General features: G+C 61.1%; 27 protein-coding genes. 4 read left to right on the top strand and 23 right to left on the bottom strand.

Going from position 1 to position 25,943, the window contains the following annotated elements; translation table 11 throughout:
* Positions 1-43 precede the first annotated feature (43 nt).
* The 23 genes from D3Z90_RS24025 to cbiE form a co-directional block, all read right to left on the bottom strand.
* A complete protein-coding gene (locus tag D3Z90_RS24025; RefSeq protein ID WP_136478368.1) occupies positions 44-565 on the bottom strand; it encodes a GNAT family N-acetyltransferase in 522 nt (173 codons plus the stop codon).
* Positions 566-571: 6 nt separating this feature from the next.
* Entirely contained in the window at positions 572-1,102 is a 531-nt protein-coding gene (locus D3Z90_RS24020) for a GNAT family N-acetyltransferase (protein WP_136478367.1), read from the bottom strand.
* A gap of 36 nt (positions 1,103-1,138) precedes the next feature.
* Positions 1,139-1,837, bottom strand: a complete 699-nt coding sequence (urtE, locus tag D3Z90_RS24015; protein ID WP_136478366.1) for an urea ABC transporter ATP-binding subunit UrtE — start codon at positions 1,835-1,837, stop codon at positions 1,139-1,141.
* Positions 1,838-1,868: 31 nt separating this feature from the next.
* Complete coding sequence (gene urtD, locus D3Z90_RS24010; protein WP_371922236.1) at positions 1,869-2,729, bottom strand: urea ABC transporter ATP-binding protein UrtD; 861 nt, start codon at positions 2,727-2,729, stop codon at positions 1,869-1,871.
* Positions 2,726-3,805: an urea ABC transporter permease subunit UrtC gene (urtC, locus tag D3Z90_RS24005; protein WP_136478365.1), complete on the bottom strand. Its 1,080-nt coding sequence runs from the start codon at positions 3,803-3,805 to the stop codon at positions 2,726-2,728. The genes urtD and urtC overlap by 4 nt, the downstream gene beginning before the upstream one ends.
* Positions 3,805-5,301: an urea ABC transporter permease subunit UrtB gene (gene urtB / locus D3Z90_RS24000; protein WP_136478364.1), complete on the bottom strand. Its 1,497-nt coding sequence runs from the start codon at positions 5,299-5,301 to the stop codon at positions 3,805-3,807. The genes urtC and urtB overlap by 1 nt, the downstream gene beginning before the upstream one ends.
* Positions 5,302-5,397: 96 nt before the next feature.
* Positions 5,398-6,663, bottom strand: a complete 1,266-nt coding sequence (urtA, locus tag D3Z90_RS23995) for an urea ABC transporter substrate-binding protein (protein ID WP_136478363.1) — start codon at positions 6,661-6,663, stop codon at positions 5,398-5,400.
* A gap of 204 nt (positions 6,664-6,867) precedes the next feature.
* Positions 6,868-8,283 carry a D-serine/D-alanine/glycine transporter gene (gene cycA, locus D3Z90_RS23990; protein WP_136478362.1) on the bottom strand — a complete coding sequence of 472 codons (1,416 nt, stop codon included), beginning with the start codon at positions 8,281-8,283 and terminating at the stop codon, positions 6,868-6,870.
* A gap of 109 nt (positions 8,284-8,392) precedes the next feature.
* A complete protein-coding gene (locus D3Z90_RS23985) occupies positions 8,393-9,403 on the bottom strand; it encodes an iron ABC transporter permease (RefSeq protein WP_136478361.1) in 1,011 nt (336 codons plus the stop codon).
* The gene (locus D3Z90_RS23980) at positions 9,400-10,347 is read right to left on the bottom strand and encodes an ABC transporter substrate-binding protein (protein ID WP_136478360.1); all 948 of its coding nucleotides are present in this window, start codon (positions 10,345-10,347) and stop codon (positions 9,400-9,402) included. The genes D3Z90_RS23985 and D3Z90_RS23980 overlap by 4 nt, the downstream gene beginning before the upstream one ends.
* Positions 10,344-11,132 (bottom strand): ABC transporter ATP-binding protein, encoded by a 789-nt coding sequence (locus D3Z90_RS23975; RefSeq protein ID WP_136478359.1) that lies wholly within the window; start codon positions 11,130-11,132, stop codon positions 10,344-10,346. Before D3Z90_RS23975 ends, D3Z90_RS23980 begins: the two co-directional genes overlap by 4 nt.
* A gap of 126 nt (positions 11,133-11,258) precedes the next feature.
* On the bottom strand, positions 11,259-12,626 hold the full coding sequence (locus D3Z90_RS23970; protein ID WP_136478358.1) for a PepSY domain-containing protein: 1,368 nt from the start codon (positions 12,624-12,626) through the stop codon (positions 11,259-11,261).
* Between the two features lie 57 nt (positions 12,627-12,683).
* On the bottom strand, positions 12,684-14,750 hold the full coding sequence (locus tag D3Z90_RS23965; protein ID WP_136478357.1) for a TonB-dependent copper receptor: 2,067 nt from the start codon (positions 14,748-14,750) through the stop codon (positions 12,684-12,686).
* 80 nt (positions 14,751-14,830) lie between these two features.
* Positions 14,831-15,235, bottom strand: coding sequence for a DUF2946 domain-containing protein (locus D3Z90_RS23960; RefSeq protein ID WP_136478356.1), 405 nt, complete (start codon positions 15,233-15,235; stop codon positions 14,831-14,833).
* A 19-nt stretch (positions 15,236-15,254) separates the two neighbouring features.
* Entirely contained in the window at positions 15,255-15,725 is a 471-nt protein-coding gene (locus tag D3Z90_RS23955) for a copper chaperone PCu(A)C (RefSeq protein WP_136478355.1), read from the bottom strand.
* A gap of 46 nt (positions 15,726-15,771) precedes the next feature.
* Entirely contained in the window at positions 15,772-16,158 is a 387-nt protein-coding gene (locus D3Z90_RS23950) for a DUF2946 domain-containing protein (RefSeq protein ID WP_136478354.1), read from the bottom strand.
* 120 nt (positions 16,159-16,278) lie between these two features.
* Positions 16,279-17,136: an SPFH domain-containing protein gene (locus D3Z90_RS23945; protein WP_136478353.1), complete on the bottom strand. Its 858-nt coding sequence runs from the start codon at positions 17,134-17,136 to the stop codon at positions 16,279-16,281.
* A gap of 23 nt (positions 17,137-17,159) precedes the next feature.
* Positions 17,160-17,597, bottom strand: a complete 438-nt coding sequence (locus D3Z90_RS23940) for an NfeD family protein (protein WP_136478352.1) — start codon at positions 17,595-17,597, stop codon at positions 17,160-17,162.
* Positions 17,598-17,699: 102 nt separating this feature from the next.
* Complete coding sequence (vapC, locus tag D3Z90_RS23935; RefSeq protein WP_136478351.1) at positions 17,700-18,110, bottom strand: tRNA(fMet)-specific endonuclease VapC; 411 nt, start codon at positions 18,108-18,110, stop codon at positions 17,700-17,702.
* Entirely contained in the window at positions 18,110-18,340 is a 231-nt protein-coding gene (gene vapB / locus D3Z90_RS23930) for a type II toxin-antitoxin system VapB family antitoxin (RefSeq protein ID WP_136478350.1), read from the bottom strand. The genes vapC and vapB overlap by 1 nt, the downstream gene beginning before the upstream one ends.
* Before the next feature lie 59 nt (positions 18,341-18,399).
* Positions 18,400-19,131, bottom strand: coding sequence for a cobalt-precorrin-6A reductase (locus D3Z90_RS23925; RefSeq protein WP_136478349.1), 732 nt, complete (start codon positions 19,129-19,131; stop codon positions 18,400-18,402).
* A complete protein-coding gene (locus tag D3Z90_RS23920) occupies positions 19,128-20,225 on the bottom strand; it encodes a cobalt-precorrin-5B (C(1))-methyltransferase (protein ID WP_136478348.1) in 1,098 nt (365 codons plus the stop codon). Before D3Z90_RS23920 ends, D3Z90_RS23925 begins: the two co-directional genes overlap by 4 nt.
* The gene (gene cbiE, locus D3Z90_RS23915) at positions 20,218-21,429 is read right to left on the bottom strand and encodes a precorrin-6y C5,15-methyltransferase (decarboxylating) subunit CbiE (RefSeq protein WP_136478347.1); all 1,212 of its coding nucleotides are present in this window, start codon (positions 21,427-21,429) and stop codon (positions 20,218-20,220) included. The genes D3Z90_RS23920 and cbiE overlap by 8 nt, the downstream gene beginning before the upstream one ends.
* Before the next feature lie 117 nt (positions 21,430-21,546).
* On the opposite strand from cbiE, the gene cobG reads away from it, so the two are divergent.
* The 4 genes from cobG to cobJ are packed head-to-tail and all read left to right on the top strand — an operon-like array spanning position 21,547 to position 25,934.
* Positions 21,547-22,884 carry a precorrin-3B synthase gene (cobG, locus tag D3Z90_RS23910; protein WP_136478346.1) on the top strand — a complete coding sequence of 446 codons (1,338 nt, stop codon included), beginning with the start codon at positions 21,547-21,549 and terminating at the stop codon, positions 22,882-22,884.
* Positions 22,877-23,503 carry a precorrin-8X methylmutase gene (locus D3Z90_RS23905; RefSeq protein WP_136478345.1) on the top strand — a complete coding sequence of 209 codons (627 nt, stop codon included), beginning with the start codon at positions 22,877-22,879 and terminating at the stop codon, positions 23,501-23,503. Before cobG ends, D3Z90_RS23905 begins: the two co-directional genes overlap by 8 nt.
* Entirely contained in the window at positions 23,500-24,234 is a 735-nt protein-coding gene (locus D3Z90_RS23900) for a precorrin-2 C(20)-methyltransferase (RefSeq protein ID WP_371922235.1), read from the top strand. Before D3Z90_RS23905 ends, D3Z90_RS23900 begins: the two co-directional genes overlap by 4 nt.
* Positions 24,234-25,934, top strand: a complete 1,701-nt coding sequence (cobJ, locus tag D3Z90_RS23895) for a precorrin-3B C(17)-methyltransferase (protein WP_136478344.1) — start codon at positions 24,234-24,236, stop codon at positions 25,932-25,934. Before D3Z90_RS23900 ends, cobJ begins: the two co-directional genes overlap by 1 nt.
* The last annotated feature ends 9 nt before the right edge of the window (positions 25,935-25,943 follow it).

Below are 25,943 nucleotides of genomic sequence, written 5' to 3'. Positions count from 1 at the left end.
GCGATCTCACCATTGGGTGGGGGCGGATTTGCCCCGTGATTCCTTAGAGTAATTTGTAATACAGGGCTGTGGGCCGATAGGTGCCGTCTGGGCTGCAGGCGTACTGGGGAATTTCCCCGGCTTTGGTATAGCCAAGCGACTGATAGAAGGCCTCGGCCCCCGAGCCAGCCTCGGTATCGAGGTACAGCAAGCCGCGCTGCTTCTGCCGTGCCGAGGCTTCCAGCGCCTGCATCAACTGCTGCCCCAACCCCCGGCGCCGGGCCGAGTTATGCACCAGTAACTTTTGCACCTCGGCGCGGTTCAGGCCGTTGAGCTTCTGGCACAACCCCAACTGCACACTGCCCAATACTTCCTGGTTGTTGCTGACAACCCAAAGCAGAAGCTCACCGCTGATCATGCGCTGTTTGACTTCATCGAGGTAGCTGTTGGCCTGCTGCGCATCAATGTGTTCCAGAAAGCCTACCGAAGCGCCGTGGCGTACGGCATCAAGCAACAACGTCACCAAACCGTCGCGGTAGTGAGTAAAGCTTTCATGGGTGACACGATTGAGGTGCGCTGCATTCATAAAGCTTCACTCCAATGCGCGTGGGGAGGCGCCGGGGTTGAGGATCAACTGCATAAAGGTCAGGTCGAGCCAGCGCCCGAACTTGACGCCCACCTGTGGCATTTGCCCGTTCAGGGTAAAACCCAGGCGCTCGTGCACACGGATCGAGGCCGCGTTACCGCTCTCGATGGCAGCGACCATCACATGCTTGTCGCACGCTCGGGCGCGCTCGATCAGTGCCACCATCAGCTTGGGGCCCAGGCCGTTGCCGCGTTGATCGTTGCGGATATAAACCGAGTGTTCGACCGTATGGCGAAAGCCTTCAAAGGGTCGCCAGTCACCGAATGAAGCATAGCCGAGCACTTCATCACTGATGCTGTCCGCCGCCACCAGAATCGGGAAGTGCTGGGCCCGGCGGGCATTGAACCAGGCCTGGCGATTGGCTAGATCAACGGGTTGTTCATTCCAGATCGCCGTGGTGTTGAGCACGGCGTCGTTGTAGATGTCGCGAATGCCCGGCAGATCGGCAGTTCCGGCGTCACGAATCAGATAAGTCATGGCAGCTTCTCGGACGTTTGCAAAATAGTGTTCAGGTTAAATGGTTACCAGGCCGCGTACACCTTCGGCCGCCATGTTTTCGCCGCGTCCGGCCTGAACAATTTCGCCCCGGGACATCACCAGGTACTGGTCAGCCAGCTCGGCGGCAAAGTCGTAGAACTGCTCGACCAGCAGGATGGCCATGTCCCCTCGGGCGGCCAGCTTACTGATAACCGCACCGATCTCCTTGATGACCGAGGGTTGGATACCTTCTGTAGGCTCATCGAGGATCAGTAAACGGGGCTTGCTGGCCAGGGCGCGGCCGATTGCCAGTTGCTGTTGCTGGCCACCCGATAAGTCCCCACCACGGCGGTGCTTCATTTGCAGCAGGACGGGGAACAGCTCATAGATGAATGGCGGGACGCTTTTGGCCTGACTGGCGCCGAAGCGCGACAGCCCCATCAGCAGGTTTTCTTCAACGCTCAAACGCGGAAAAATCTCCCGGCCCTGAGGTACATAGGCAATCCCGGCCTGCACGCGCTGGTGTGGCTTGAGTGCGGTGATGGTCTTGCCTTCCCAGTGCACGCTGCCTTCGCGGGTGGGCAGCAGGCCCATCAGGCAGCGCAGCAACGTGGTCTTGCCAACACCGTTGCGACCCAGCAGGCAGGTGACCTCACCCACCTTGGCCTCGAACGACAGGCCGCGAAGAATATGGCTGCCACCGTAATATTGGTGCAGAGAGTCAATTTTCAGCATGTAGTTGTCCTTGCCCCGCGATAGGGTCAAATCAGCGCCCCAGATAAACCTCGATCACCCGATCATCTGCCTGCACCTGCTCAAGCGAGCCTTCGGCCAGCACGCTGCCTTGATGCAGCACCGTGACATGGTCGGCAATGCTGCCGACAAAGCCCATGTCGTGTTCCACCACCATCAGCGAATGCTTGCCCGCCAGGCCCTTGAACAGTTCGGCGGTAAACTCGGTTTCGGCGTCGGTCATGCCCGCCACTGGCTCGTCGAGCAGCAGCAGTTGCGGGTCCTGCATCAACAGCATGCCGATTTCCAGAAATTGCTTTTGGCCATGCGAGAGCAAGCCGGCCGGGCGCTGAGCTGAGGTGTGCAGGCGAATGGTGTGCAGGACTTCGTCGATACGGTCCTTCTGCTCGCCGTTCAAGCGTGCGAGCAGGCTCGCCATTACCGACTTGTCAGCCTTCTGCGCCAGCTCCAGGTTCTCGAACACACTCAAGGCTTCGAACACCGTGGGCTTCTGGAACTTGCGGCCAATACCGGCCTTGGCGATCTGCACTTCGCTCATGCGGGTCAGATCCAGGGTTTCGCCAAACCAGGCCATGCCTGTTGTTGGCCGGGTCTTGCCGGTAATCACATCCATCAGCGTGGTTTTACCGGCGCCGTTGGGGCCAATGATGCAGCGCAACTCACCGACGCCGATGTACAGATTCAGGGCGTTGAGTGCCTTGAAACCGTCGAAGCTGACACTGATGTCCTCAAGGGTCAGGACGGTGCCGTGCCGTGTATCCAGACCTTCGCCTCGCGCTTGCCCAAGACCGATGGCCTCGCGCCCGCTACCTGCACCAAGGACCGGTTCGAGCATGAATTCCAGATGGACTGGCGGCAGGGGTATCGCTCTCATTGTTCACCTCGTTTCTTCAACAGCCCGACCACCCCTTTGGGCAGGTACAGGGTGACCAGAATGAACAGCGCCCCCAGGCAGAACAGCCAGTACTCGGGGAACGCCACGGTGAACCAGCTCTTCATGCCGTTGACCAGACCTGCGCCCAGCAGCGGGCCGATCAGGGTGCCGCGACCGCCCAGGGCCACCCACACCGCAGCCTCGATGGAGTTGGTCGGCGACATCTCGCTGGGGTTGATAATGCCTACCTGCGGCACATACAGCGCCCCAGCCAAGCCACAGAGCACGGCGCTGAGTACCCAGACAAACAGCTTGAATCCCCGTGGATCGTAGCCACAGAACATCAAGCGGTTTTCGGCATCGCGTAGCGCGGTCAGCACCCGGCCGAACTTGCTTCGCGCCAGGCGCCAGCCCAGGTAAAGGCTCAGTACCAGTAATGCGACAGTCAGCAGGAACAGCACCGCGCGGGTGCTTTGCGCGGTGATCTGAAAACCGAGAATACTGCGAAAGTTGGTGAAGCCATTGTTGCCACCGAAGCCGGTTTCGTTGCGAAAGAACAGCAACATGCCGGCGAACGTCAGGGCCTGGGTCATGATCGAGAAGTACACCCCCTTGATGCGCGAGCGGAAGGCGAAGAAGCCAAACACCAACGCCAGCAAACCAGGCGCCAGCACCACCAGGCACAAGGCCCAGGCAAAGTGCTGGGTGCCCGCCCAATACCAGGGCAGTTCGGTCCAGGACAAGAAGGTCATGAATGCTGGCAAGCCATCACCCGCGGCTTCGCGCATCAGGTACATGCCCATCGCATAGCCGCCAAGGGCAAAGAACAGGCCGTGGCCCAGTGAAAGCATGCCGGCATAGCCCCATACCAGATCAAGTGCCAGGGCAACAATGGCGTAGCAGAGGATCTTGCCGACCAGCGTCAGGGTGTAGGCCGACACCTGCAGGCTGTGCCCCTCGGGCAGCAACGACAGCAACGGCAAGGCCAGCAATACCGACAGGACCATAGCGCCAACCGCCAGGGTCCAACGCGCGCCGGCCTTCTGGCTGGCGATAACAAGCAGAGGCTGGTTCATCAGTCGATTACCCGTCCCTTGAGTGCGAAGAGACCTTGCGGGCGTTTCTGGATGAACAGAATGATCAGCGCAAGGATGAGGATCTTGCCGAGCACAGCACCGATCTGCGGCTCCAGCAGTTTGTTGGCGATTCCCAGGCCGAATGCCGCCCAGAGGCTGCCTGCCAGTTGGCCGACGCCCCCAAGTACCACCACCAGGAAAGAGTCGATGATGTAGCTCTGGCCGAGGTCCGGGCCGACGTTGCCAACCTGGCTCAGGGCAACCCCCCCAAGCCCGGCAATGCCGGATCCCAGGCCAAACGCGAGCATGTCCACGCGCCCGGTGGGTACGCCGCAGCAGGCCGCCATGTTGCGGTTCTGGGTGACGGCGCGCACGTTCAGGCCCAGGCGCGTGCGGTTGAGCAGCAGCCAGGTCAGCAACACCACGAACAGGGCGAAGCCGATGATCACCAAGCGGCTGTAGGGCAGGACAAGATTGGGCAGCACCTGAATTCCGCCAGAGAGCCAGCCAGGATTGGCCACTTCGACGTTTTGCGCGCCGAACAACAGGCGTATGGCCTGGATCAGGATCAGGCTGATACCCCAGGTAGCCAACAGGGTTTCCAAAGGTCGCCCATATAGATGGCGGATCACCGTGCGTTCCAGCAACATGCCCACGCCGGCACTGACGCAGAAGGCCACGGGCAAGGCGATCAGCGGGTAGAACTCGATGGCGCTCGGCGCGTAGCGTTGCAGCACAACCTGCACCACGTAGGTGGCATAGGCACCAAGCATCAGCATTTCACCGTGGGCCATGTTGATCACCCCGAGCAGGCCGAAGGTGATCGCCAGCCCCAAGGCAGCCAGCAGCAGAATCGAGCCCAGTGACAGGCCACTGAAAGCCTGGCCGAGCAACTCGCCAATCAACAACTTGCGCTTGACCTGGGCCAGGCTGGTTTCGGCAGCGGTGCGCACCTTGCTGTCGCTTTCTACGCCCGCTTCGAGCAAGGCTTCAAGCCGTGTACGGGCCATGGGGTCGCCGGTTTCACCGAGCAGGCGCACGGCCGCAAGGCGAACGGCAGGGTCGGCGGCAACCAGTTGCAGATTGGCCAGCGCCAGCCCGAGGGCGGCATGTACGGCGGCGTCTGCTTCGCTGGCGAAACGCCGGTCGAGGAACGCTACCTGTGCGGGTTGCGCACTTTTCTGCAACTGCTGGGCGGCAGCCAGGCGTACCTGGGCGTCATTGCTGAGCAGTTGGTGGCTGGCCAGGGCGTTATCCACAAGCCCGCGCAGTCGGTTGTTAAGGCGCAGCTTGCGCGTGTCGGTGGCGCTCAGGCGGCCTTGCTGCAGTTGAGTGAGCAGTTCAAGCCGGGCAGGGTCCGGTTGCGCTGCCCAGTCCTGAAGCAAGCGAGCCTGCTCGTTGGCTTTGGCAGCAACGAAATAGTCGGCATCGCTGGCCTGGGCGCTGAAGGGCAGCAGCAAGAGACCGAAGAAAAGGCACCAGAGAGCCTTGGGCATGACAATGTCCTTGTGGTGTGGGTGGGGGGCGCTATCGCGGGGCAAGCCCGCTGCCACAGGCGTTCGCGGTGGCAGCGGGTGTGCTCAGCGATTGGCTCAGTTACCCTTCACCGCATAGTCCGGTCGCTTGTCATTGCCGGGAATGAACGGGCTCCAGGGTTGCGCACGCAGCGGCTGCTCGGTTTCCCAGACCACATTGAACTGACCGTCGTCCTGGATTTCGCCGATCATCACCGGTTTGTGCAGGTGGTGGTTGGTCTTGTCCATGGTCAGGGTGTAGCCCGACGGGGCCTTGAAGCTTTGCCCGGCCAGGGCTTCGCGGACCTTGTCGACGTCAGTGGACTTGGCCTTTTCCACCGCTTGGGCCCACATGTGGATGCCGACGTAAGTGGCTTCCATTGGGTCGTTGGTTACCGCTTTGTCGGCGCCCGGCAGATTCTTGGCCTTGGCGTAGGCCTTCCAGTCACTGACGAATTGGCTGTTGACCGGGTTTTCCACTGACTCGAAGTAGTTCCACGCGGCCAGATGCCCGACCAACGGTTTGGTATCGATGCCGCGCAACTCTTCCTCACCTACCGAGAAGGCCACCACTGGCACGTCGGTGGCTTTCAGGCCCTGGTTGGCCAACTCTTTGTAGAACGGCACGTTGGAGTCGCCGTTGACCGTGGAAATCACTGCGGTCTTGCCGCCTGCAGAGAATTTTTTGATATTGGCAACAATGGTCTGGTAATCGCTGTGGCCGAAGGGGGTGTAGACCTCTTCGATGTCCTTGTCTGCTACGCCTTTGCTGTGCAGGAAGGCGCGCAGGATTTTGTTGGTGGTGCGCGGGTAGACATAGTCGGTGCCGAGCAGGAAGTAGCGCTTGGCCGCGCCGCCGTCTTCGCTCATCAGGTATTCCACTGCCGGGATCGCCTGCTGATTAGGCGCAGCACCGGTGTAGAACACGTTGGGCGACATTTCTTCACCCTCGTACTGCACGGGGTAGAACAGCAGGCCGTTGAGCTCCTCGAACACCGGCAGTACCGATTTGCGCGACACCGAGGTCCAGCAACCGAAGACCACCGCGACCTTGTCCTGAGTCAGCAACTGGCGGCCTTTCTCGGCAAACAGCGGCCAGTTCGACGCCGGATCGACCACCACCGCCTCGAGCATCTTGCCGTTGACGCCACCCTTGGCGTTGATCTGCTCGATGGTCATCAAGGCCATGTCCTTGAGTGAAGTCTCGGAGATCGCCATGGTCCCGGACAGCGAATGCAGGATGCCGACCTTGATGGTCTCGGCGGCCTGGATACTCCAGCTCAACCCCATCGCTGCGATGGACGCGCTGAGGGTGAATGCCTTGATCAGACTGCGACGCTTCATAGTGCTCTCTCCGATGAGTTCGAATGTGCGGTAAGGCAGATGGCGACTTCGAGAGAGAGCTTTAGCAAGGGCTGTGCCGGAACCTGCAAGGGCTCTGGCACGGGCATCAGGAGATGGAAAGGCGAAAATCTGCACCGGCCTGGGGCTTTATCCGACAGGCGGTGCAGCCGATTGCGCCGCGTTGGTGCGCAATTGGCTTGAGGATCAGTTCTGCTGGGATTCCAGCTGCTGACGACTACGTCGCACGAACTGATAGGTCACTGCCAACAGTAGGAACCATAGCGGCGTGACGATCAACGCCTGACGGGTGTCGTTTTCAAGGCTCAACAACACCAGGATGAACGCGAAGAACACCAGGCACACGACGGACATGAAACGCCCGCCAGGCATCTTGTACTTCGAGGCCAGGTGCAGCGCCATGCGATTCTTGCGGTAGCTCAGGTACGACAACAGGATCAGGGTCCAGACGAACATGAACAGAATCGCGGACACCGTGGTCACCAGGGTGAAGGCTTCGATCAAGTCGGGAATCACGTACATCAGCGCCGCACCCAGGAGCAGGCAGGTGCAGGAGAAGTACAGGCCGTTGGCCGGCACCTTGCGGCTGGAGAGGTGTTCGAAGCTACGTGGTGCGTCGCCTTGTTGAGCCAGGCCAAAGAGCATACGGCTGGTTGAGAACACACCGCTGTTGGCCGATGAAGCCGCTGAGGTCAGAACCACAAAGTTGATGACGCTCGCCGCCGCCGGCAGACCCGCGAGAACGAACAACTCTACGAACGGGCTCTTGCCCGGCACCACATCGCGCCACGGGGTAACGACCATGATGGTGATCAGCGCGAGCACGTAGAAAATAATGATTCGCACGGGAATCGAGTTGATCGCGCGCGGTAGCGTGCGCTCCGGGTTCTTCGCTTCGGCGGCAGTGGTGCCTACCAGTTCGATACCGACGAAGGCGAACACGGCAATCTGGAAGCCGGCGAAGAAACCCATCAGGCCATGGGGAAACATGCCACCATCGTTCCACAGGTTGGCCAGATCGGCGGTGCGACCGGCGGGCGACTCGAAGCCCACCAGCACCATGTACAGACCGGTGCCGACCAGGGCCAGGATGGCGACGATCTTGATCATGGCGAACCAGAACTCGATTTCACCGAACATCTTCACCGTGATCAGGTTCAGCGACAGCAGCAGGCCGACACAGGCCAACGCTGGCGCCCACTGGGGAATATCGGGAAACCAGAACTGCGAGTAGGCGGAGATGGCAATGACGTCGGCAATACCGGTAATGATCCAGCAGAACCAGTAGGTCCAGCCGGTGAAGTAGCCCGCCCAGGGACCGAGCAGGTCGGCGGAGAAGTCGATGAACGACTTGTATTCCAGATTCGATAGCAGCAGTTCGCCCATGGCGCGCATGACGAAGAACAGCATGAAGCCGATGATCATGTACACGAAGATGATGGACGGGCCAGCCAGACTGATGGTTTTGCCTGAGCCCATGAACAGGCCGGTGCCGATAGCGCCGCCGATGGCGATTAGTTGGATATGACGGTTGGAGAGACTGCGTTCGAGGTGTTCGTGTGCATCAGGCGAGGGGTGTTGCGGGGACAGATTCGCGGTCATAGGCTAGGCATTCCGTTCAGTGCAATTTCTTGTGCGCGTTAGGCTAACACGCGCCTTCCTGGCGCGACCGCGACAATATGCCTCAAGACCAAAGCGCGGTTGACGCCGGTCAACGCTTGCGCATCATGGCGATGAAAAACAGACCGCCGGTAGCTGCGGTGGCAATGCCGATGGGAAGGTCCTCGGGCGAGATCAGCGTGCGCGCGGCGACATCGACCCAGATCAGGAACAGGCTGCCGAGCAACAGACACACCGGTAGCAGGCGCGTGTGTTCGGCACCGACCAGGCGCCGGGCAATATGCGGGATCATCAGGCCGACAAAGCCGATGGAACCGCTGATCGCCACCAGTACACCGGTCAACAGCGAGCAGATCAGAAACGCTGCCAGACGGACCGATCGGGCATTCAAACCGAGGGTCACCGCTGTCTGTTCGCCGGCCATCAGTGCATTGAGCGCCCGGGCCATGCCCAGCAACAGGGTGAGGCCGAGCAATACGCTGATCGCCGGTATCGGCAGCAGCTCCCAGCGAGCCAGGCCCAGGCCGCCGAGCATCCAGAACATGACCGCGGAGCTGGCGCGGTGGTCGCCGAGAAACAGCAGCAGGTTGGCGATAGCCATCATCACGAACGCGACCGCCACGCCGCACAGCAGCAGGCGGTCGCTGTCGAGCCGGCCGCCGCGGCTGGCTATCGCCAGCACCAGCAGCATGCTGCAGAGGGCGCCGATGAACGCTGCAAGTGGCAGCGTCAGCATACCCAGCACTTCACCGATGTGCAGTACCACCAGTACCGCACCGAGGGTGGCGCCGGACGTGACGCCGAGCAGATGCGGATCGGCCAATGGGTTGCGAGTCACCGCTTGTAATACGGCGCCGATCATGGCCAACCCACCGCCGACCAGCGCGGCGAGGAGCATGCGTGGTACGCGAATGAGCCAGACAATATGCTCCTGACCTGTGCTCCAGGCAGGTACTTCGGGGGCGATACCAAAGACCTTGAATGCCAGTACGCGCCACACCACCTCGACGGGCACCGGCGCTGCGCCAAAGCCCAGGGATACCACGCAGGACACCAGCAGCAGGCCAACCAGGGCGAGCAACAGCAACCGATAGCGATTCATGCGCCGTGCAGGCCTGCGGCAATGGCTTCGATGGCCTCGACGTTTTCCAGGCTGGGCGTGGCCGCCACATAGGGAATGACCACGAAGCGCTTGTCGCGGATCGCCTGCACCGACTGTAATGCCGGGTGCTGCTCGAGGAAGGTCTGCTTCTGTGCAGCACTGATTTCGCCGTAGTCGACGATGACGATCACTTCGGGGTTGCGCTCGACCACGCTCTCCCAGTTCACCCGCGTCCAGCTGGCTTCGATATCGTCGAGCACGTTGTGACCACCGGCAGCCTCGATCAGTGCCTGGGGCATACCCAGGCGCCCGGAGGTCATGGCCCGGTCTTCGCCACTGTCATACAGAAACACGCGCGGGCGCTGTGCGGGCAAGCGCTGTTGCACCACGGCGATGCGTTGCTGCATCTGCTCGATCAACTGCTCGGCTCGCGCCTGCACATCGAAGATTCTGCCCAGGTTGCGCAAGTCGGTGTAGGTGTCGTCGAGGCTGGCTGGCGGGCGCTTCATGACAAAGGCACAGGACTCCGTCAGTTCGTACACCGCAATGTCCAGGGGCGCCAGGGTCTGTGGGGTGAGGTCGCCACCGACACGCATACCGTAGTCCCAGCCGGCGAAGAGAAAATCGACATTGGCGTTGAGCAGGGTCTCCACCGAAGGATACTTGCTGGCCAGCTCCGGCAATCCATCGAGCTCTTTGCGCAGTTCAGGGGTGACGGCTTTCCAGCCACTGACACCGCTGTAACCGACCATGCGTTGGCGCAGGCCGAGGGCGAGCATCATCTGCGTCATATTGATGTCATGGCTCAAGGCATGCTCAGGGGCCTTGTTGAAGGTGACCTGGCGATTGCAGCTCTGCACGGTCAACGGGTACTGGGTGGCCTGGGCGAAAACGCGGGTACTGGCCAGCAGGCCCAACAGCAGGAGCAGGGTGATTCGAATCATCGCTGGGTTATCCAGGTAAGGCGTGGGTGGTCGGCGAGAGGGTGGCGGTCGATCAGGGCCTGTACACCAAAGACCTCGTGCAGTAGTTCGGTTGTGAGCACTTCGCTTGGCGTGCCGCTGGCAACGATTCGGCCGTGGTCGAGCACATACAGACGGTCACAGAAAGCCGCGGCCAGGTTCAGGTCGTGAATACTCGCCAGGGTACCGATGCGCAGGCGGCGCACTTGCTGCAAAAGCTCCAACTGATAACGAGGGTCCAGATGGTTGGTTGGCTCATCGAGAATCAATAGCTGTGGCTGCTGAACCAACGCCCGGGCCAGAATCACGCGCTGCTTTTCGCCGCCCGACAGGCTGGCAAAACTGTGGTCGTCAAAACCTTCCAGGCCGACGGCGTGCAACGCCGTTTTCACCAACTGGCGATCTTCGTCGTTGTCGCCATCGAACAGGCCTTTGTGCGGCGTACGTCCCATGGCAACCACTTCTTCGACGTTCAGGCCGAAGGCATCGGGAAATTCCTGCAGTACCACGGCGATGCGCTGGGCACACCATCGCGGCGACTGTCGCCACAGATCGTGCTCATCGAGCCTTACCTGGCCGCGCTCGGGTTTATTGAAGCGGTAGGCACAGCGCAACAGGCTGGTCTTGCCACTGCCGTTGGGGCCGATCAGACCGACGAACTCACCGGCGTTGACCCGCAGGTTGACCTCGCGAAGCTGGAACTGATGATGGCAATGGCCGTGGCCCAACGGCGACCAGTGCAGGTCGCTGATGCTCAGGGTACTCATGACAATCCTGTCGTAAACGGGCGCACATGTTAGCAGCTAACAGCTCGGGTCCGGTGTTATGCCATCCGGACCACAGGCTGGCGCCCACTCAAGACACTGCCCCACAGACGCTGCGCATTAACGGTTTCAGTGGGCAGTTGCTTGCACGCTTCGCACCAGCCACATCCGATCGAGCAACCACACCAGCAGCATCGATCCTCCAACCAATGGGAACACCGCACCCAGTATCAGCATGATCACGGTGGCGGTCTTCCAGCGTGGCAGGTCATGACGCAAGGGTGGCACCCCAAGGCCAGCCTCGGGGCGCCGTTTCCACCACATCACCAGGCCGCTGACGGAGCCGAGCAGGATCATCAGGCACACCAGCAGTATGATGATCTGATTGAGCGGGCCGAACATTTTCCCCTCATGCAACATCACTCCGAGTTCCGTGGCGCGGGCAACGTTGTTGTAGTCCTGCCAGCGCACATCTACCAACACCTTGCCGGTGTACTGGTCGACATGCAGGGTGGCATCGTTGCGGGGATCGTCGGCAAATACGGCAATGGTGTACACGCCGTCGGCGCTGGTGGGCAAGGTGATGCTGTAGCCTGGTTCGACAGCGCGTGTGCTGGCCAGGTTCTGGATTTGCTCCAGGCTGACTTGCGGTGCAGCAGGCGCACTCATCGCCATGGCGTGACCGGCATGCTCGGCATGCGCGCCGGACTGCGGCATGGGCGTGTTTTCAACAGCCCACGGCACTGTCTGGCGCGTGGCGCTGTTGAGCTCACGGGCCTGCTGGTCGGATTTCGGTACATCGTTCCACATTGCCGCGGGGAAGGTGTTCCACACATCGGCATACTTGGCGCCCCAAAAGCCGGTCCAGGTCATGCCGCTGAGCAGCATCAACAGCAACAGGGCCGAGCCCCAGAAGCCGGTGACGGCATGCAGGTCGCGCCATAGCAGGCGCCCGCGGGCATTCAGGCGTGGCCAAAGCACGCCGCCGGTGCGCTTGCCGCGCGGCCACCAGAGGTACAAGCCGGAGACCACCAGCACGATGCCCCAGCCTGCGGCCAGCTCCACCACGCGATCGCCGATGGTGCCGACCATCAACTCGCCATGCAGGGACCGCGCAACCGCCTGCAGGTTGTTCTTGGCATCTTGCTCGCCGAGCAATTGGCCGTCGTAGGGATTGATGAAGACATTCAGTTCGCGCCCGCCGTCCTTGACCACGAACTGCGCGCTACGGTCGGCAGCAATGGCCGGCAGATACTGGCTTACCTGGCCTTTGGGGTAAGCCTGTTGCACGTGCTGCAGCAAGCTGTCGGCGCTTTGTCTGTGGTGCCCGGTCTCGACCACCATCAGGTTGCGATAGAGCAGCGGGTCAAGTTGTGGCTTGAACAGGTAGATGATTCCGGTGATCGCCAGCAGGATCATGATCGGGGCGACGAAAAGTCCTGCATAAAAGTGCCAACGCCAGGCCAGGTTGTAAAAGCTTATCGGGGGTTTGCTCATGGTGTGCTCCCATGTTGGCAGGGGAAGGCGCGATCGACGATCGCGCCTAGAACAGGATCAGAAACTCAGGTCGACCTTGGTCCAGAGCGTACGCCCCGGCTCATTGATTGCCTGTGGATCACTTGCGGGATAGCCGAAGCCGGCATTGCCCGCCAGGTTCAGGTGTTCTGCGTAAGCCTTGTCGAACAGGTTGTCGACCCCGGCGCTGAGCTTGAGGTGCTTGCTGACCTTGTAGCTGCCATTGAGCGAAAACACGCCGAAGCCCGCACTTTTTTCATAGTCCTTGCCGACCACGTTGCCGTAGTTCTCTTCGATACGGTTTTGCGCAGCCACCACGCGCCAGAGCGCGCCAGCGCTCCAGTCGTCACGGGTATAAGTCAGGCCCAGGCGGCTCTCCAATGGCGGCATTTGTGGGAGCGCCGTGCCATCACTGCTGTTCTTGCCCCAAGCGTAGGCCAGGGTTGCGTCAGCTTTCCAGTTGGAGGTCAACCTATACGCTGCACCGAGTTCGCCACCCATGATCCGCGCGTCGATGTTCTGCGCACGGGAGCTGCTCATGCCCATCATGTTGGTACGGTAGTCGAACAGAATGTAGTCGCGGATCTGCCCGACGTAGCCCGATGCCCAGGCCTGCAGGTCGTCAGTCTGGTACTGGATACCGAAGTCCAGCTGGGTGGTCTTCTCCGGCTTGATACTGTCGAAGGCATTGACCGAACCTGCGGGGCCCGACTTGGGTGAAAACAGCTCCCAGTAGTCCGGGAAGCGTTGGGCGTGCCCGAGGCCCACGTAGGTGGTGGCCGGAATTTCCGTCAGGTCATGCTCGTAGCGAACAAAACCGCTGGGCAGGGTATCTGCACGGGTATCGCCGTTGGTGGCGCTGGTTGCCCGATAGTCCTTGGCCGACGCGCGGTCCAGGCGAGCACCGCTAATCACCCGGTCCTGGTCGGCGGCGTACCAGGTCAGTTCGCCGAAGGCACCGTAGTTGTGGAAATCGGCATCTTTGGTCCAGGCCATGTCCTTGTGTACATCGATGCCCATGCCGCCGCGCTGGCGGTGCTCGTTGGTCTGAGCATCGATGCCGGCGATCAGTTGTAGTTCGCTCCAGCGCCAGGTGCCCTTGATGCGCCCGCCGAGGGTGCGCCGGTCGACGTTGCTGACCATTGGCATGCCCATCATGCCCATGCCTGAAGGGGTGCGCAGGCTGTAGTTGTCCATCACGTGGTCGGCATAGTTGTAGTAGACCTGGGCTTCGAGCTTGTCCCAGACCTCGCCAATGTTGGACTTTTCAAAGCGTAGGCCGAGGCTTTCGCGTTTGAATTGCGAACCGTCCATGCCGCGCCCGGCATAACGCGCTTCGCCGTCGCCCTTGCCGGCGGTGAGTTCGACCAGGGTGTCGGCATCGGGCGTCCAGCCCAACGCCACATCACCGTTCCATTTATCCCAACGTGACGGCACGGTGTCGCCATTGCCATCCTCGTAATCGTCGGAGTGCGATTGGTTGCCGACAAAACGCACGTACCCCAGCTGGTTACCCGCTGCGGTGTCGAGGACCTTGTCGAAACGGCCGTTGGAGCCGGCCAGCAGGCTTGCGTTGACGCGACTGCCAAGCTCGCCGAATTTTTCCGGATCTCGGTCAAAGAGAATGGTCCCCGCCGATGCGCCGGGGCCCCAGATCACGCTTTGTGGGCCTTTGATCACGGTCAGGCGGTCATAAGTTTCCGGCGAGATGTATGAGGTGGGTGCATCCATTCGATTCGGGCAGGCGCCGAGCATCACTCCGCCATTGGTGAGGATATTCAAGCGCGAGCCAAACATGCCGCGCAGTACCGGGTCGCCATTGGTGCCGCCAGCGCGGATCGCGGAAAAACCTGGGATGGTTTTCAGGTAGTCCGCACCATCGCTTGCCGGTACCGGTTGGCGTGGGTCTTTGGGGTTGGTGACGATGGTCAACGGCGAGCTTGGAGCAACAGCGGTGATCACCGTCGGACTCAGCTCGGCATTCTCGTGATTGTGTTCCTCGCCTGGCGGGTTGGCCGCCAGGGCGAGGGGGCTGAGCAGGGTGCCGCAGATCACGGCGAGGGTCCCGCGCAGGGACAGACGAAAGACAGCAGTGCAGCTGGACATAGTGATTCCAACATCGATCAGAAATAAGGGCGCGACGGGTCAGCGGCAATACGCCGGACCAGCAAACGCGACAGGGGTGTTCAGACGATGAGGAAGGAGGGTGGCGCGCGGGTCCGGGCTCCCGGAAATACGCTTTGCCGGGCATGGCCTTGGCGTGGTTGAACGATCAGGGTGCTGCTGGCAGGTGCTGCCTCGGTATTGAGCAGGCTCAGCGCTTGCGGCAAGGCTGGGCAGTGGAAGAACAGGCTGCAGTAGCCGCACTTCTCCCAAATCACATGCAAGGAAGGGTTGCTGTCGTGATGACTGTCGCCGTGGCAGGCAGCGCTGTTGTCCATGGCTATGCCACGGTGATCCATCGGCATCGACTGGGAAACCAGTGGACCGATAAAGATCATCAACATTGCAAACAGGCTCAGCCAGCTGCCGCGTGCCCTTTTTATATCAGGGTACGTGGTGCGCGAGAGGCTGCTGCGGACGATGCTCATGGCGAGCTGCCGTCAGCGATCAGTGACTGTGTGCTTCACCTTCGGGGGCCTGCTTTTGAACCGCGACCTCCACGGTTACATCGCCGGCTTTTTCGAAATGCAGGGTCAGGGGGAAGCGCTTGCCGTCGGTTAGCAGGCTGCGATCCTTGGGTTGCATCAACATCACATGGTAGGCGCCAGGGGCGAACACCAGGTCTTTGCCTGCAGGGACCTCGACGCGTTGCACCTGCTGCATCTTCATCAGGCCGTCCTTGTGCACGTGTTCGTGCAACTGGGCGTCGTCGCTGATTGGGCTGTTCACGCTTAACAAGGTATCGGCCGTCGAACCATTGTTATGGACGACAAAGTAGGCGGCAACGTTAGGCGCGTTGGGCGGCAGTTCCTGTGACCACGGATGAGCGATATGCAGATCGCCCTTGGTGTATTCGTGGGCGTTGGCAAAAGTTGCCGGCAGCACCAGGGCAGCCAGCAGCAGGGCATTCTTGAACATGGTGATTCTCCAGTCGATTCAGGTTCGCAACAGTTAGCGTAGTGAATCAGGCCAGAGGGGAGGCGCGGGGATTCAGGGCCGGCCATAGCTGGCGGGGCGTCGGCTGGCTGGCAGTGAGCAGCACAGTTGGACCGGTGAAGTCCTGCGCAGGCAGCAGCAAGCGCGGTGGATGTCCAGGCAATGCCAACAACGGCGCAGCACCGGAGCAGCACCAGCAATGCTGCATGGTCGAATGATCATCGTTTTGCTGGGTACCATCGACGGGCCCCAGGGAAATGGCAATCAACTTGGTGCCGCCAGTGGAACAGAACGCGCCCCAGAGCAATTGCTCGCTCGAAGTTTTTGGCGTGGCAGCAGACAACGGCATAGCCAGCAGGTTGAACAGCACTGCAAAGCAGGCGATCCAGGCATGGGCAAGCCGATGTGAGTGCATGGAAAGATCCGGTCAGGAATCGAATGGTGGCTATTTAGCCAGAGTTGAAAGTATATGTAAAAAAGCCAGGCGTGCGATGAAGTGTCGCAGAGGCCCGGCGTTTTTGATTGTAGCCGGGTATCAAACCGCTTTATTGCGCCCCATCAATCCGCGCACGGTTTCCTGCAGGTCAGCGGGAAGCACCACGACTTTGGCGTTGTTGCTGCTGGCCAGGTTTTCCATGGCACCGATGTAGCGCTCGCCGAGCAGGTACATCGCTGGGGTGATTTCACTGCCTACGGCTTCCTTCACCAGGGTGATCGCCTGAGCCGAGGCTTGCGCCAGGTTGATCTGTGCTTCGGCGTCGAGCTTGGCTGCTTGCAAGCGTGCTTCTGCTTCAAGAATGGCAGCCTGCTTGGCGCCCTCGGCGCGGGTGACGTCGGCTTTACGCTCACGTTCGGCAGCGGCCTGGCGCTCCATGGCGGCCTGCATATTTTCCGAGGGCTTGATGTCCTGGATCTCGACCGAGCGCACGGTGACGCCCCAATCTTCGGTTTGCTCCGACATGGCTTCGCGCAGACGGGCCTTGATTTGTTCGCGGCTGGACAGCGCTTCATCGAGGTCCATGGCGCCGACAATGGCACGCAGCGAGGTCATGGTCAGGCTGGTGACTGCGTAGGCGAAGTCTTGCACGCCGTAGGCAGCTTTCTGCGGGTCAACGACCTTGGCAAAACACAGGGCATTGGCAACGATGACCGCGTTGTCACGGGTGATGATTTCTTGCTGCTGCACGTCGAGGATCATGTCCTTGGTAGGCAGGCGATAGGCGACCACGTCCATGTACGGAATGAGAATGTTCAGGCCTGGCTTCAGGGTGCTGTGGTAGCGCCCCAGGCGCTCGACGATCCATTCTTCGCCTTGCGGCACGATGCGTACCCCTTTGAACAGGGTAATGATGACGAACGCGGCGATAGTACCGGCGACGATGAGACTGGTCATGAGTCAATGCTTCCTTTTACTGATCAGGCCCGGGTGATCCGGACAATATTGCCTTCGATGGCAGAGATACGAACGCGCTCGCCGGAGGGGATCTGGGCATCTGCGACGCACACCCATTCCTCGTTACCGAGGACCGGCTTCTGAAAACGCACCCGGCCTTTCTGGAATTCAGAGACCTGTGCGGTCAGCAGACCGACTTCACCGATAACATTGTCAGCGGTCCAGCGGGTGTCTGGCTTTTTCCTGCGCAAAACCTTGAACCACAACAGGGTGGTGATCGACGAGAACGCAACCCAAAGCAACACCTGCATATCAAGTTGCAGATTGGGCAGCAGATAGGCGATGAGTGAAACCAGCACCGCACCAACGCCGAACCAGAGAATGAAGAACGTCGGCAGTGCGAGTTCGAGCACAATCAGCCCGAAACCGAACACCAGCCAGATCCACCATTGCATTTCCATATGGGCGAATTCTTCCAGGGGAGGAGGGGCGTAGTGTAAGGCAGCAGGGTAGTGGCGGGCATTCAGAAAATTCTGAAGCCACTGTAAAAAACGGTGGGTTTTTTAGTTGGCTGGGTTCAGCCAGTCCTCCACTCGCAATCCCGGAACTCGCTGAAATTCGCGTAGATTATTGCTTACCAAAATAAGGCCCAGCGAACGGGCATGTCCTGCGATCATTTGATCGTAGGGGCCGACGGGTGTTCCAGCCTTGGCCAATTCCGCGCGTAGCTGACCACTGTGGGCCGCTGCAAGATTGTCGTAACTGAGAACTTCAAGGCGTGCGGCAAAGCCTTCGACCACGGATAAATTACGCTCAGGGGCGGCAGATTTTTCGGCACCGTAAAACAATTCCATAAGTGTAATTGTGCTGATGCACAGCTGACCGTGATGGCGGTTGAACGCTTCCCGGACTTCCTGAGGCCGGTTCTTAAGGGTGAATATGCAGATGTTGGTGTCGAGCATGTACTTGAGCATCAGAACCCTTCGCGCTCCTGATCAGCGGGTTGCGCCCGTGAAGCCATGAAATCCGCGCTGACGCATTCGCCCTCGAACCAGCTATCCCAAGCTTCGCCTGCAGGTGTAATGATCCGCGTTCGGCCGATGGCGACCACATCCACGCGGGTAATTTCTTCCGGAAGTGCGACGGACTTTGGCAAGCGGATGGCCTGACTGCGGTTGCTTTTGAAGACGGCACCTTGGTCCATTGAGGGCCTCCTTGGAAAGTCTGAATGTATGTCAAAGTCTATGCTGAATAAGGTATATGTCAATGGGATATACGCGCCGCCGCTAACGCAGCAAGCAACTCATCGACAGCAAAAAACGCTCGATCGACTGGCGGCAACTCCGGCCGCTTAAGCACCAGCACCGGTACGCCACGTTCCCGAGCCACATCCAGCTTGGGCTCGGTGGCAACGCTGCCGCTGTTCTTGCTGATGAGCACATCGATCTGCCGGCGCTCGAACAATGCGCGCTCGTCTTCCAGGCGGAACGGGCCGCGTGCGCCGATCACTTCGCAGCGCTCATTGGCGGGGCAGGCTTCGAGGGCGCGCAGGGTCCAGAAGTGTGTTGCGGGAATCTCATGCAGATGTTGCAAGGGCTCGCGACCCAGGGTGAACAACGGCCGCCTGAATGCTTGGAGCGCGCGCATTAATTCAGTCCAGTCAGCGACTTCACGCCAGTCATCACCCGGCTGAGCTTGCCAGGCGGGTCGTCTCAGGCCCCAGCAGGCAACCTTGCTGAGCTGTGCGGCGCGGGCTGCATTGGCGCTGATTTGTGCGGCATAGGGGTGGGTGGCGTCGATCAACAGGTCGATTTTTTCGGCAAGCAGGTACGCCGCCAAACCTTCAGCTCCACCAAAGCCGCCAACGCGCACCTGGCAGTTCAGGTCGGTGGGTACCCGACCAATCCCGGCCAGGCTGTAGACATGCTCGGGCCCCAGGGTTCGGGCGATGGCCAGTGCTTCGGTGATGCCGCCCAACAACAGAATACGTTTCATGCAAAGCTCCCGGCATGGCCGACGATGCCGCCCTGACGATCAATTGCGAAGACTTCGACCTGCACATGCGCTGGCACCACGCTGCGAGCGAACGCCAGGGCATGGGCGCAAACCGCATCACCGAGGGCGATGCCTGCAGCGCTGGCCATGGCCAATGCCTGCTGGCTGGTGTTGGCCTGGCAGATCGCGGTTTGCAGATCGCGACTGGCGCCGATGTCGGCAGCCCATTGCGCCAGCTGCGGCAAGTCGATGCTTGAGTGGCGGCTGTGCAGGTCCATGTGGCCGCCCGCAAGCTTGCTGATTTTGCCGAAGCCGCCGCACACGCTGAGTTTATCCACAGGCACCTTGCGCAGATGCTTGAGCACGGCACCGACAAAGTCGCCCATTTCGATTAGCGCGATTTCCGGTAGGTTGTAGACCCGGCGCATGGTGTCTTCGCTGGCGTTGCCGGTGCAGGCAGCGATATGCAGGTAACCGTTGGTCTTGGCCACGTCGATGCCTTGGTGGATCGAGGCGATGTAGGCCGAGCAGGAAAACGGCCGGACGATACCGCTGGTGCCGAGAATCGACAGACCACCAAGAATACCCAGGCGCGGGTTCATGGTTTTCAGTGCCAGGCTTTCACCATTCTGGACGTTCACCGTCACTTCGAAGCCGCCGTGATAGGCGCACTCAACCGCCAGTTGCTGCAGGTGTTCGGTCATCATCCGTCGTGGCACAGGGTTGATGGCCGGTTCTCCCACTGCCAGGACCAGGCCTGGACGAGTCACCGTGCCCACACCGGTGCCGGCGACAAAGCGCACGCCCGGCTCCTGCAGCAGTCGCACGCGGCTGAAGAGTAGGGCGCCGTGGGTCACATCCGGGTCATCACCTGCATCCTTGAATGTGCCGGCTTCCGCGCCATCCTCGTACAGACGACAGAACTCCAGGCGCATTTGCACGTGCTTGCCTTTGGGCAGGGTGATCTGCACGGCATCGCTTTCGACGCCACTCAGCAGCAGGCGCGCCGCGGCAAGGCTGGTGGCTGTGGCGCAGCTGCCGGTGGTCAGACCGCTGCGTAATGGCGCGGGTTGTTCCTGAGTTTCGTCACGCATCAGCAGGTTTGATCGCTTCTAGCAGGGTGATGGGCAGGGCCTGGCGCCACGTGTCGAACTCCCCCAGCGGCTGCGCCTGGGCGATGTGGATGCGGGTCAACTCACCGCCATTCTGCTCACGCCAGTTCACCAGGGCCAGCTCGCTTTGCAGGGTTACTGCATTGGCTATCAGGCGCCCCCCCGGGCGCAGCTGCTCCCAGCAGCCTTGCAAAACCCCTGCACGAGTTACGCCACCGCCGATAAAGATTGCATCGGGACGCTCCAGGCCTGCCAGCGCTTGCGGTGCTCGGCCGCGGATCAACTGCAGGCCGGGAACACCAAGGGCATCGCGGTTGTGCTCGATCAACAGCTGGCGCCCTTCATCGGACTCAATGGCCAGCGCCCGACAACTGGGGTGGGCGCGCATCCACTCGATGCTGATCGAGCCACTGCCCGCGCCCACGTCCCAAAGCAATTGTCCCGGCTGGGGTGCCAGGCGGGCGAGGGTGATGGCGCGTACATCACGCTTGGTCAACTGGCCGTCATGTTTGAAGGCCGTGTCTGGCAACCCTGCCAGTGGCGAGAGACGTGGGGCATCGGCGGACGCCAGGCATTCGATGGCGAGTAGATTGAGGTCTGCGACGCGGGTATGCGACCACTGCTCGGCGGTGCCTTGCAGGTGGTCTTCGCCAGCGCCGCCGAGGTGCTCAAATACATGCAAGCGGCTAGGACCGAAGCCGCGCTCGCGCAACAGTCTGGCGATGGCTGCGGGGCTGCTGCCGTCGTTACTCAACACCAGCAAGCGTACGCCGCTGTACACATGGGCGTTTAGCGTCGCCAGCGGACGGGCGACCACTGACAGTATCGTCACCTCCTGTAGTGGCCAGCCCAACCGAGCTGCAGCCAGGCTGCAGGAGGAGGGCATCGACAATACGCGCATTTCTTCAGGTACAAGTTGGCGGGCGAGGCTGGCACCGACCCCGAAGAACATCGGATCGCCGCTGGCCAGTACGCACACTGGCTCCCCACGCAGTGCCAGCAACGGAGCCAGGGAGAAGGGGCTGGGCCACAGCAGGCGTTCGCCGCTTATGCAGCGTGGTAGCAGATCCAGCTGGCGCTGGCCGCCAAAAACCTTGGTGGCGCCCAGCAGCGCGCGTCGGGCAGGTTTGCCCAAACCACTGAAACCGTCTTCACCGATACCTACTACTGTCAGCCAGGGCGACATGTGTTTTCCTCAATACCCAGCAATCCGACCGGCAGGCTTTTCATGCCTTTGGACAAAGCAGGCATAATACCGCGCCTTCTACACTGAAGTGCCTTTTCACGATTCTCGGGTGACCTTTTGAACCAGCCTGTTTCGGCCCACCAGCCCCCTGCTCCGTTACGTCCCTCGGGTTGTCCGGGGTTGCTGCGCATTGTCCAGGCCAAGGATGGTGGAATCTGCCGGATCAAACTGGCCGGTGGCGCGATAACGGCCGATCAAGCCGACGCCGTTGCCACTGCCGCCGAATGCTTTTCGGCTGGCGAAATAGAGGCCACCAACCGTGGCAACTTGCAGATTCGGGGTATCGGCAGCGCACACGCCGGGTTGATCGAGATGTTGCTGGCCAGCGGTCTCGGGCCGCGCGCAGCCGCCGGTGATGATGTGCGCAACCTGATGCTCAGCCCTACAGCAGGCGTAGATCCGCTGATGCTGTTCGACACTCGGCCGCTGGCCGCGCAGGTGCTGGAGTCGCTGGAAACCACTGCGCGCTTGCATGAGTTGTCGGCAAAGTTTGCCGTGCAGATCGATGGCGGCGAAGGGTTGGCGATGCTTGAACACCACCACGACCTGTGGCTGAGTCCGTTGCACCTGGACGACGAGATCTGGCTGGCGTTCGGGCTGGCAGGGTGCCCGGCAGACGACTCGCCGCTCGGCGCTGTTCCTTTGGCCCAGGGGCATGAGTTGGTGCTGGCGGTGTTGAATCGCTTTCTCGACCTGGCCCGGCCGGAGCAGACGCGGATGCGTCACTTGCTGGTCGAGCAGTCACCCGCAGACGTCGTTGCAGGGTTAGGCCTGAGCGTCCGTGCTGATTCGAGCGTGCTGCAATGGCGGCGTGAAACTACCGCAGGCTGCGACTACCTGGGTCGTTATCCACAGCAACAAGCGGGCATCAGCGCTGTTGGCGGCGCCGCGCCACTGGGCCGTTTGAGCCCGAGCATGCTGCGTGGCGCTGCACGGCTTGCGCGCACGTGGGGCGACGGCACCTTGCGCGTGACGCCCTGGCAAAGCTTGCTGCTGCCCAATATTGCCCAGTGCCAGGTAGACCCCGTACTTACCGAGCTGGCCCAATTGGGCCTGCTTTGCTCGGCTGATGAAGCGCTCGCCCGCCTGGTTGCCTGCACCGGCTCGGATGGCTGCGCCAAGGCTCAGGCCGACACCAAAGGCGACGCCCGTCTGCTGGCCACATTGCTTGCCAGCGGCGCACCGGCCAGTGTGCACCTGAGCGCCTGCCCGCGTTCCTGTGCCCTGGCCCATGTCGCCCCGGCGACGCTGTTGGCACAAAGCCCGGGGCACTACGACTTATATCTGCGTGACGCAGGCCTGCCGGGCTTCGGCAGCTTGCACGCACGCAACCTCACACTGAAAGAAGCCGGCGCACTGCTAGACGCCCGCTCACGGAGCACCCTTGATGATTGATTACATCCGCGATGGTCAGGAGATCTATCGCAATTCCTTCGCGATCATTCGACAGGAGGCTCGGCTCGATCGCATTCCTGCCGATCTGGAAAAGCTCGCGGTTCGAGTCATTCATGCCTGTGGCATGGTCGACGCCATCGATGGCCTGCAGTTCTCGCCGGGGGCGGGTGCTGCCGGACGCGAAGCCTTGGCCAAGGGCGCGCCGATTCTCTGTGATGCACGCATGGTGTCCGAGGGCATCACCCGCGCTCGCCTTCCGGCGAACAACGAGGTGATCTGCACCCTGCGCGACGAGCAAGTACCGGCGCTTGCCCGTGAACTGGGCAACACCCGGTCGGCGGTCGCCCTGGAGCTTTGGCGCCCGCACCTGGAAGGTAGCGTGGTGGTGATCGGCAATGCGCCGACCGCCTTGTTCTACCTTCTGGAGATGCTCGATGCCGGCGCACCTAAACCCGCCTTGATTCTTGGCTTCCCGGTAGGCTTTGTCGGCGCCGCCGAATCCAAGGCGATGCTCGCTGCCGATAGCCGCGACGTACCTTTTGTGATCATGCAGGGGCGCCTGGGTGGCAGCGCCATGGCCGCTGCGGCAGTCAATGCTCTGGCCACGGAGGTCGAATGATGCAGGCGCGTGGACGTTTGCTGGGCTTGGGCGTAGGGCCTGGCGATCCAGAACTGATTACCGTAAAGGCCCTGCGCTTGCTGCGCGAATCGCCGGTGGTCGCGTACTTCGTTGCCAAAGGCAAGCGTGGTAACGCCTTCGGCATTATCGAAGGCCATTTGCAGCAAGCCCAGACCCTTCTGCCACTGGTGTATCCAGTGACCACCGAGGTACTGCCAGCGCCGCTGTCCTATGAACAGGTCATCAGCGATTTTTATGATGCTGCCAGCCTGGAAGTCGCCGCGCATCTGGACGCCGGGCGTGATGTCGCGGTGATCTGCGAAGGCGATCCGTTCTTCTACGGCTCCTATATGTACCTGCACGACCGTCTTGCCGAACGTTACGAGGCTCAGGTGATTCCAGGGGTCTGCTCGATGCTTGGCGGCGCTTCGGTATTGGGTGCCCCTCTGGTTTACCGCAATCAAAGCCTGTCGGTACTTTCTGGTGTGCTGCCGCATGCCGAGCTCAAGCGCCGTCTGGCCGATGCTGATGCAGCCGTGATCATGAAGCTTGGACGCAACTTCCCCAAGGTGCGCGAAGTACTGACCGAGTTGGGCATGGCAGATCGCGCTTTGTATGTGGAGCGAGCGACCATGGCCAACCAGAAGATCGTCGCTCTGGATGAGGTCGATCCGCAGTCCTCGCCATATTTCTCGTTGATTATTGTTCCCGGTGAAAGGTGGCAGGGCTGATGACTCGTAAAGCACCGGCGATTGTCATTCTTGGCAAAGGCAGCCTGAGCACTGCTCGCAAGATCCAGCAAATGTACCCCGATGCAGTGATCCATGGACTGCAAGGGCGGGTCGAGGACGTTGACTGCAGCTACCCGGAGTTCGGCGCTACGCTGCGACAGCTCTATCAACGGGACACGCCAATCATCGCCCTGTGCGCTGCTGGCATCGTGATTCGCACCCTGGCGGGCGTGTTGCTGGAAAAAGGTGCCGAGCCGCCGGTACTGGCTGTGGCTGAGGATGGCAGTGCAGTCGTGCCTTTGCTCGGGGGGCTGGGTGGCGTCAACGTCATGGCGCGCGAAATCGCTGCCGGGTTGGGCGTCGCCCCGGCAATCACTACCAGCGGAGAGCTGCGTTTCGGTACTTGCCTGCTCAATCCGCCAACGGGCTACGCCCTGGCCGACCTGGAACTGGGCAAACGCTTTGTTTCCGATTTACTCGCGGGCGAGTCGGTGCGCATCGAGGGGCATGCGCCCTGGTTGGCGCAAGCACAATTGCCGCAAAGCGAGCAGGCACAACTGGCTATTCATGTGGGCTGTGACGCGCGGGAAGTTTCGGCTCAGGAACTCGTCATCTATCCACGCTGCGTGCTGATTGCGGTGAACGCTGCAGTGCCGGCGCTGGCAACCGTAGTGCGTGATGCGCTGCGCGAGCTACGCATTGCCGAGCCAGCACTTGCCTGTCTGTTGGCGAGCGATGCATTGATGGCCGATGCGTCGCTGCACGCGGCAGCAACAGCGTTGAATATACCGGTACGCTTTGCACCCACCGCCCAGAGCGCCAGTGCGCTGGCAGAGCAGGTCATGCCGCAATTGCTGCCACCGCAACCGGTTACCGATGGTTTGGCCATTCTGGTTGCCAATCAGCCGATCGATCCAGCGCAAATTGGCCGTGCTCGCGGACGACTGGCAGTGATCGGTTTGGGGCCTGGCGCGGCCGGGTTCATGGTCCCAGCAGCCAAGGCCGAGCTGGCCCGAGCCAACGACATTCTTGGTTATGAAACCTATGTGCGCATGGCTGGCCCTTTCCGCGCCGATCAGGTCATGCACTGCACTGACAACCGTGAAGAGATGCAGCGTGCCCGGCACGCCTTCGAGCTGGCCGCACAGGGCCGTTCGGTGGTAGTGGTGTCTTCAGGTGACCCTGGCGTGTTCGCCATGGCCGCTGCGGTGCTGGAAGCGTTGCACGAATCGAGCGATCCGCAGTGGCACGCTGTCGACCTGCAAATGCTGCCAGGTGTTTCTGCTTCCCTGGCAACCGCCGCTCAGGCTGGCGCCCCCTTGGGTCATGACTTCTGCGTATTGTCGCTTTCGGACAATCTGAAACCCTGGTCGATTATCGAGAAACGTCTGGACCTGGCTTGCCAGGCCGACCTGGCATTGGCGTTCTACAATCCGATCTCGCGCTCACGGCCTTGGCAATTGGGCCGGGCCCTGGAGATCGTTCGCCAGCATCGTACCGCAGATACCCCTGTGGTACTTGGTCGAGACATTGGCAGGCCAGGGCAGACATTGAAGGTCGTCACCCTCGGCGAACTGCAGCCGGAAATGGTCGACATGCGCACCATGGTGCTGGTCGGTTCGTCGACCACCTGCGGCTTCGACCGTGCTGATGGTGGACAGTGGGTGTACACCCCGCGCTGGTATCCAGCACAGGACTGAGGTTGCAGG

Origin of the sequence: Pseudomonas sp. DG56-2 (assembly GCF_004803755.1) — a bacterium.
GTDB classification, from domain to species: Bacteria; Pseudomonadota; Gammaproteobacteria; order Pseudomonadales; family Pseudomonadaceae; genus Aquipseudomonas; species Aquipseudomonas auratipiscis.
Note: the sequence above shows the minus strand (reverse complement) of the source record. Positions and strands in the feature narration are given on the sequence as shown.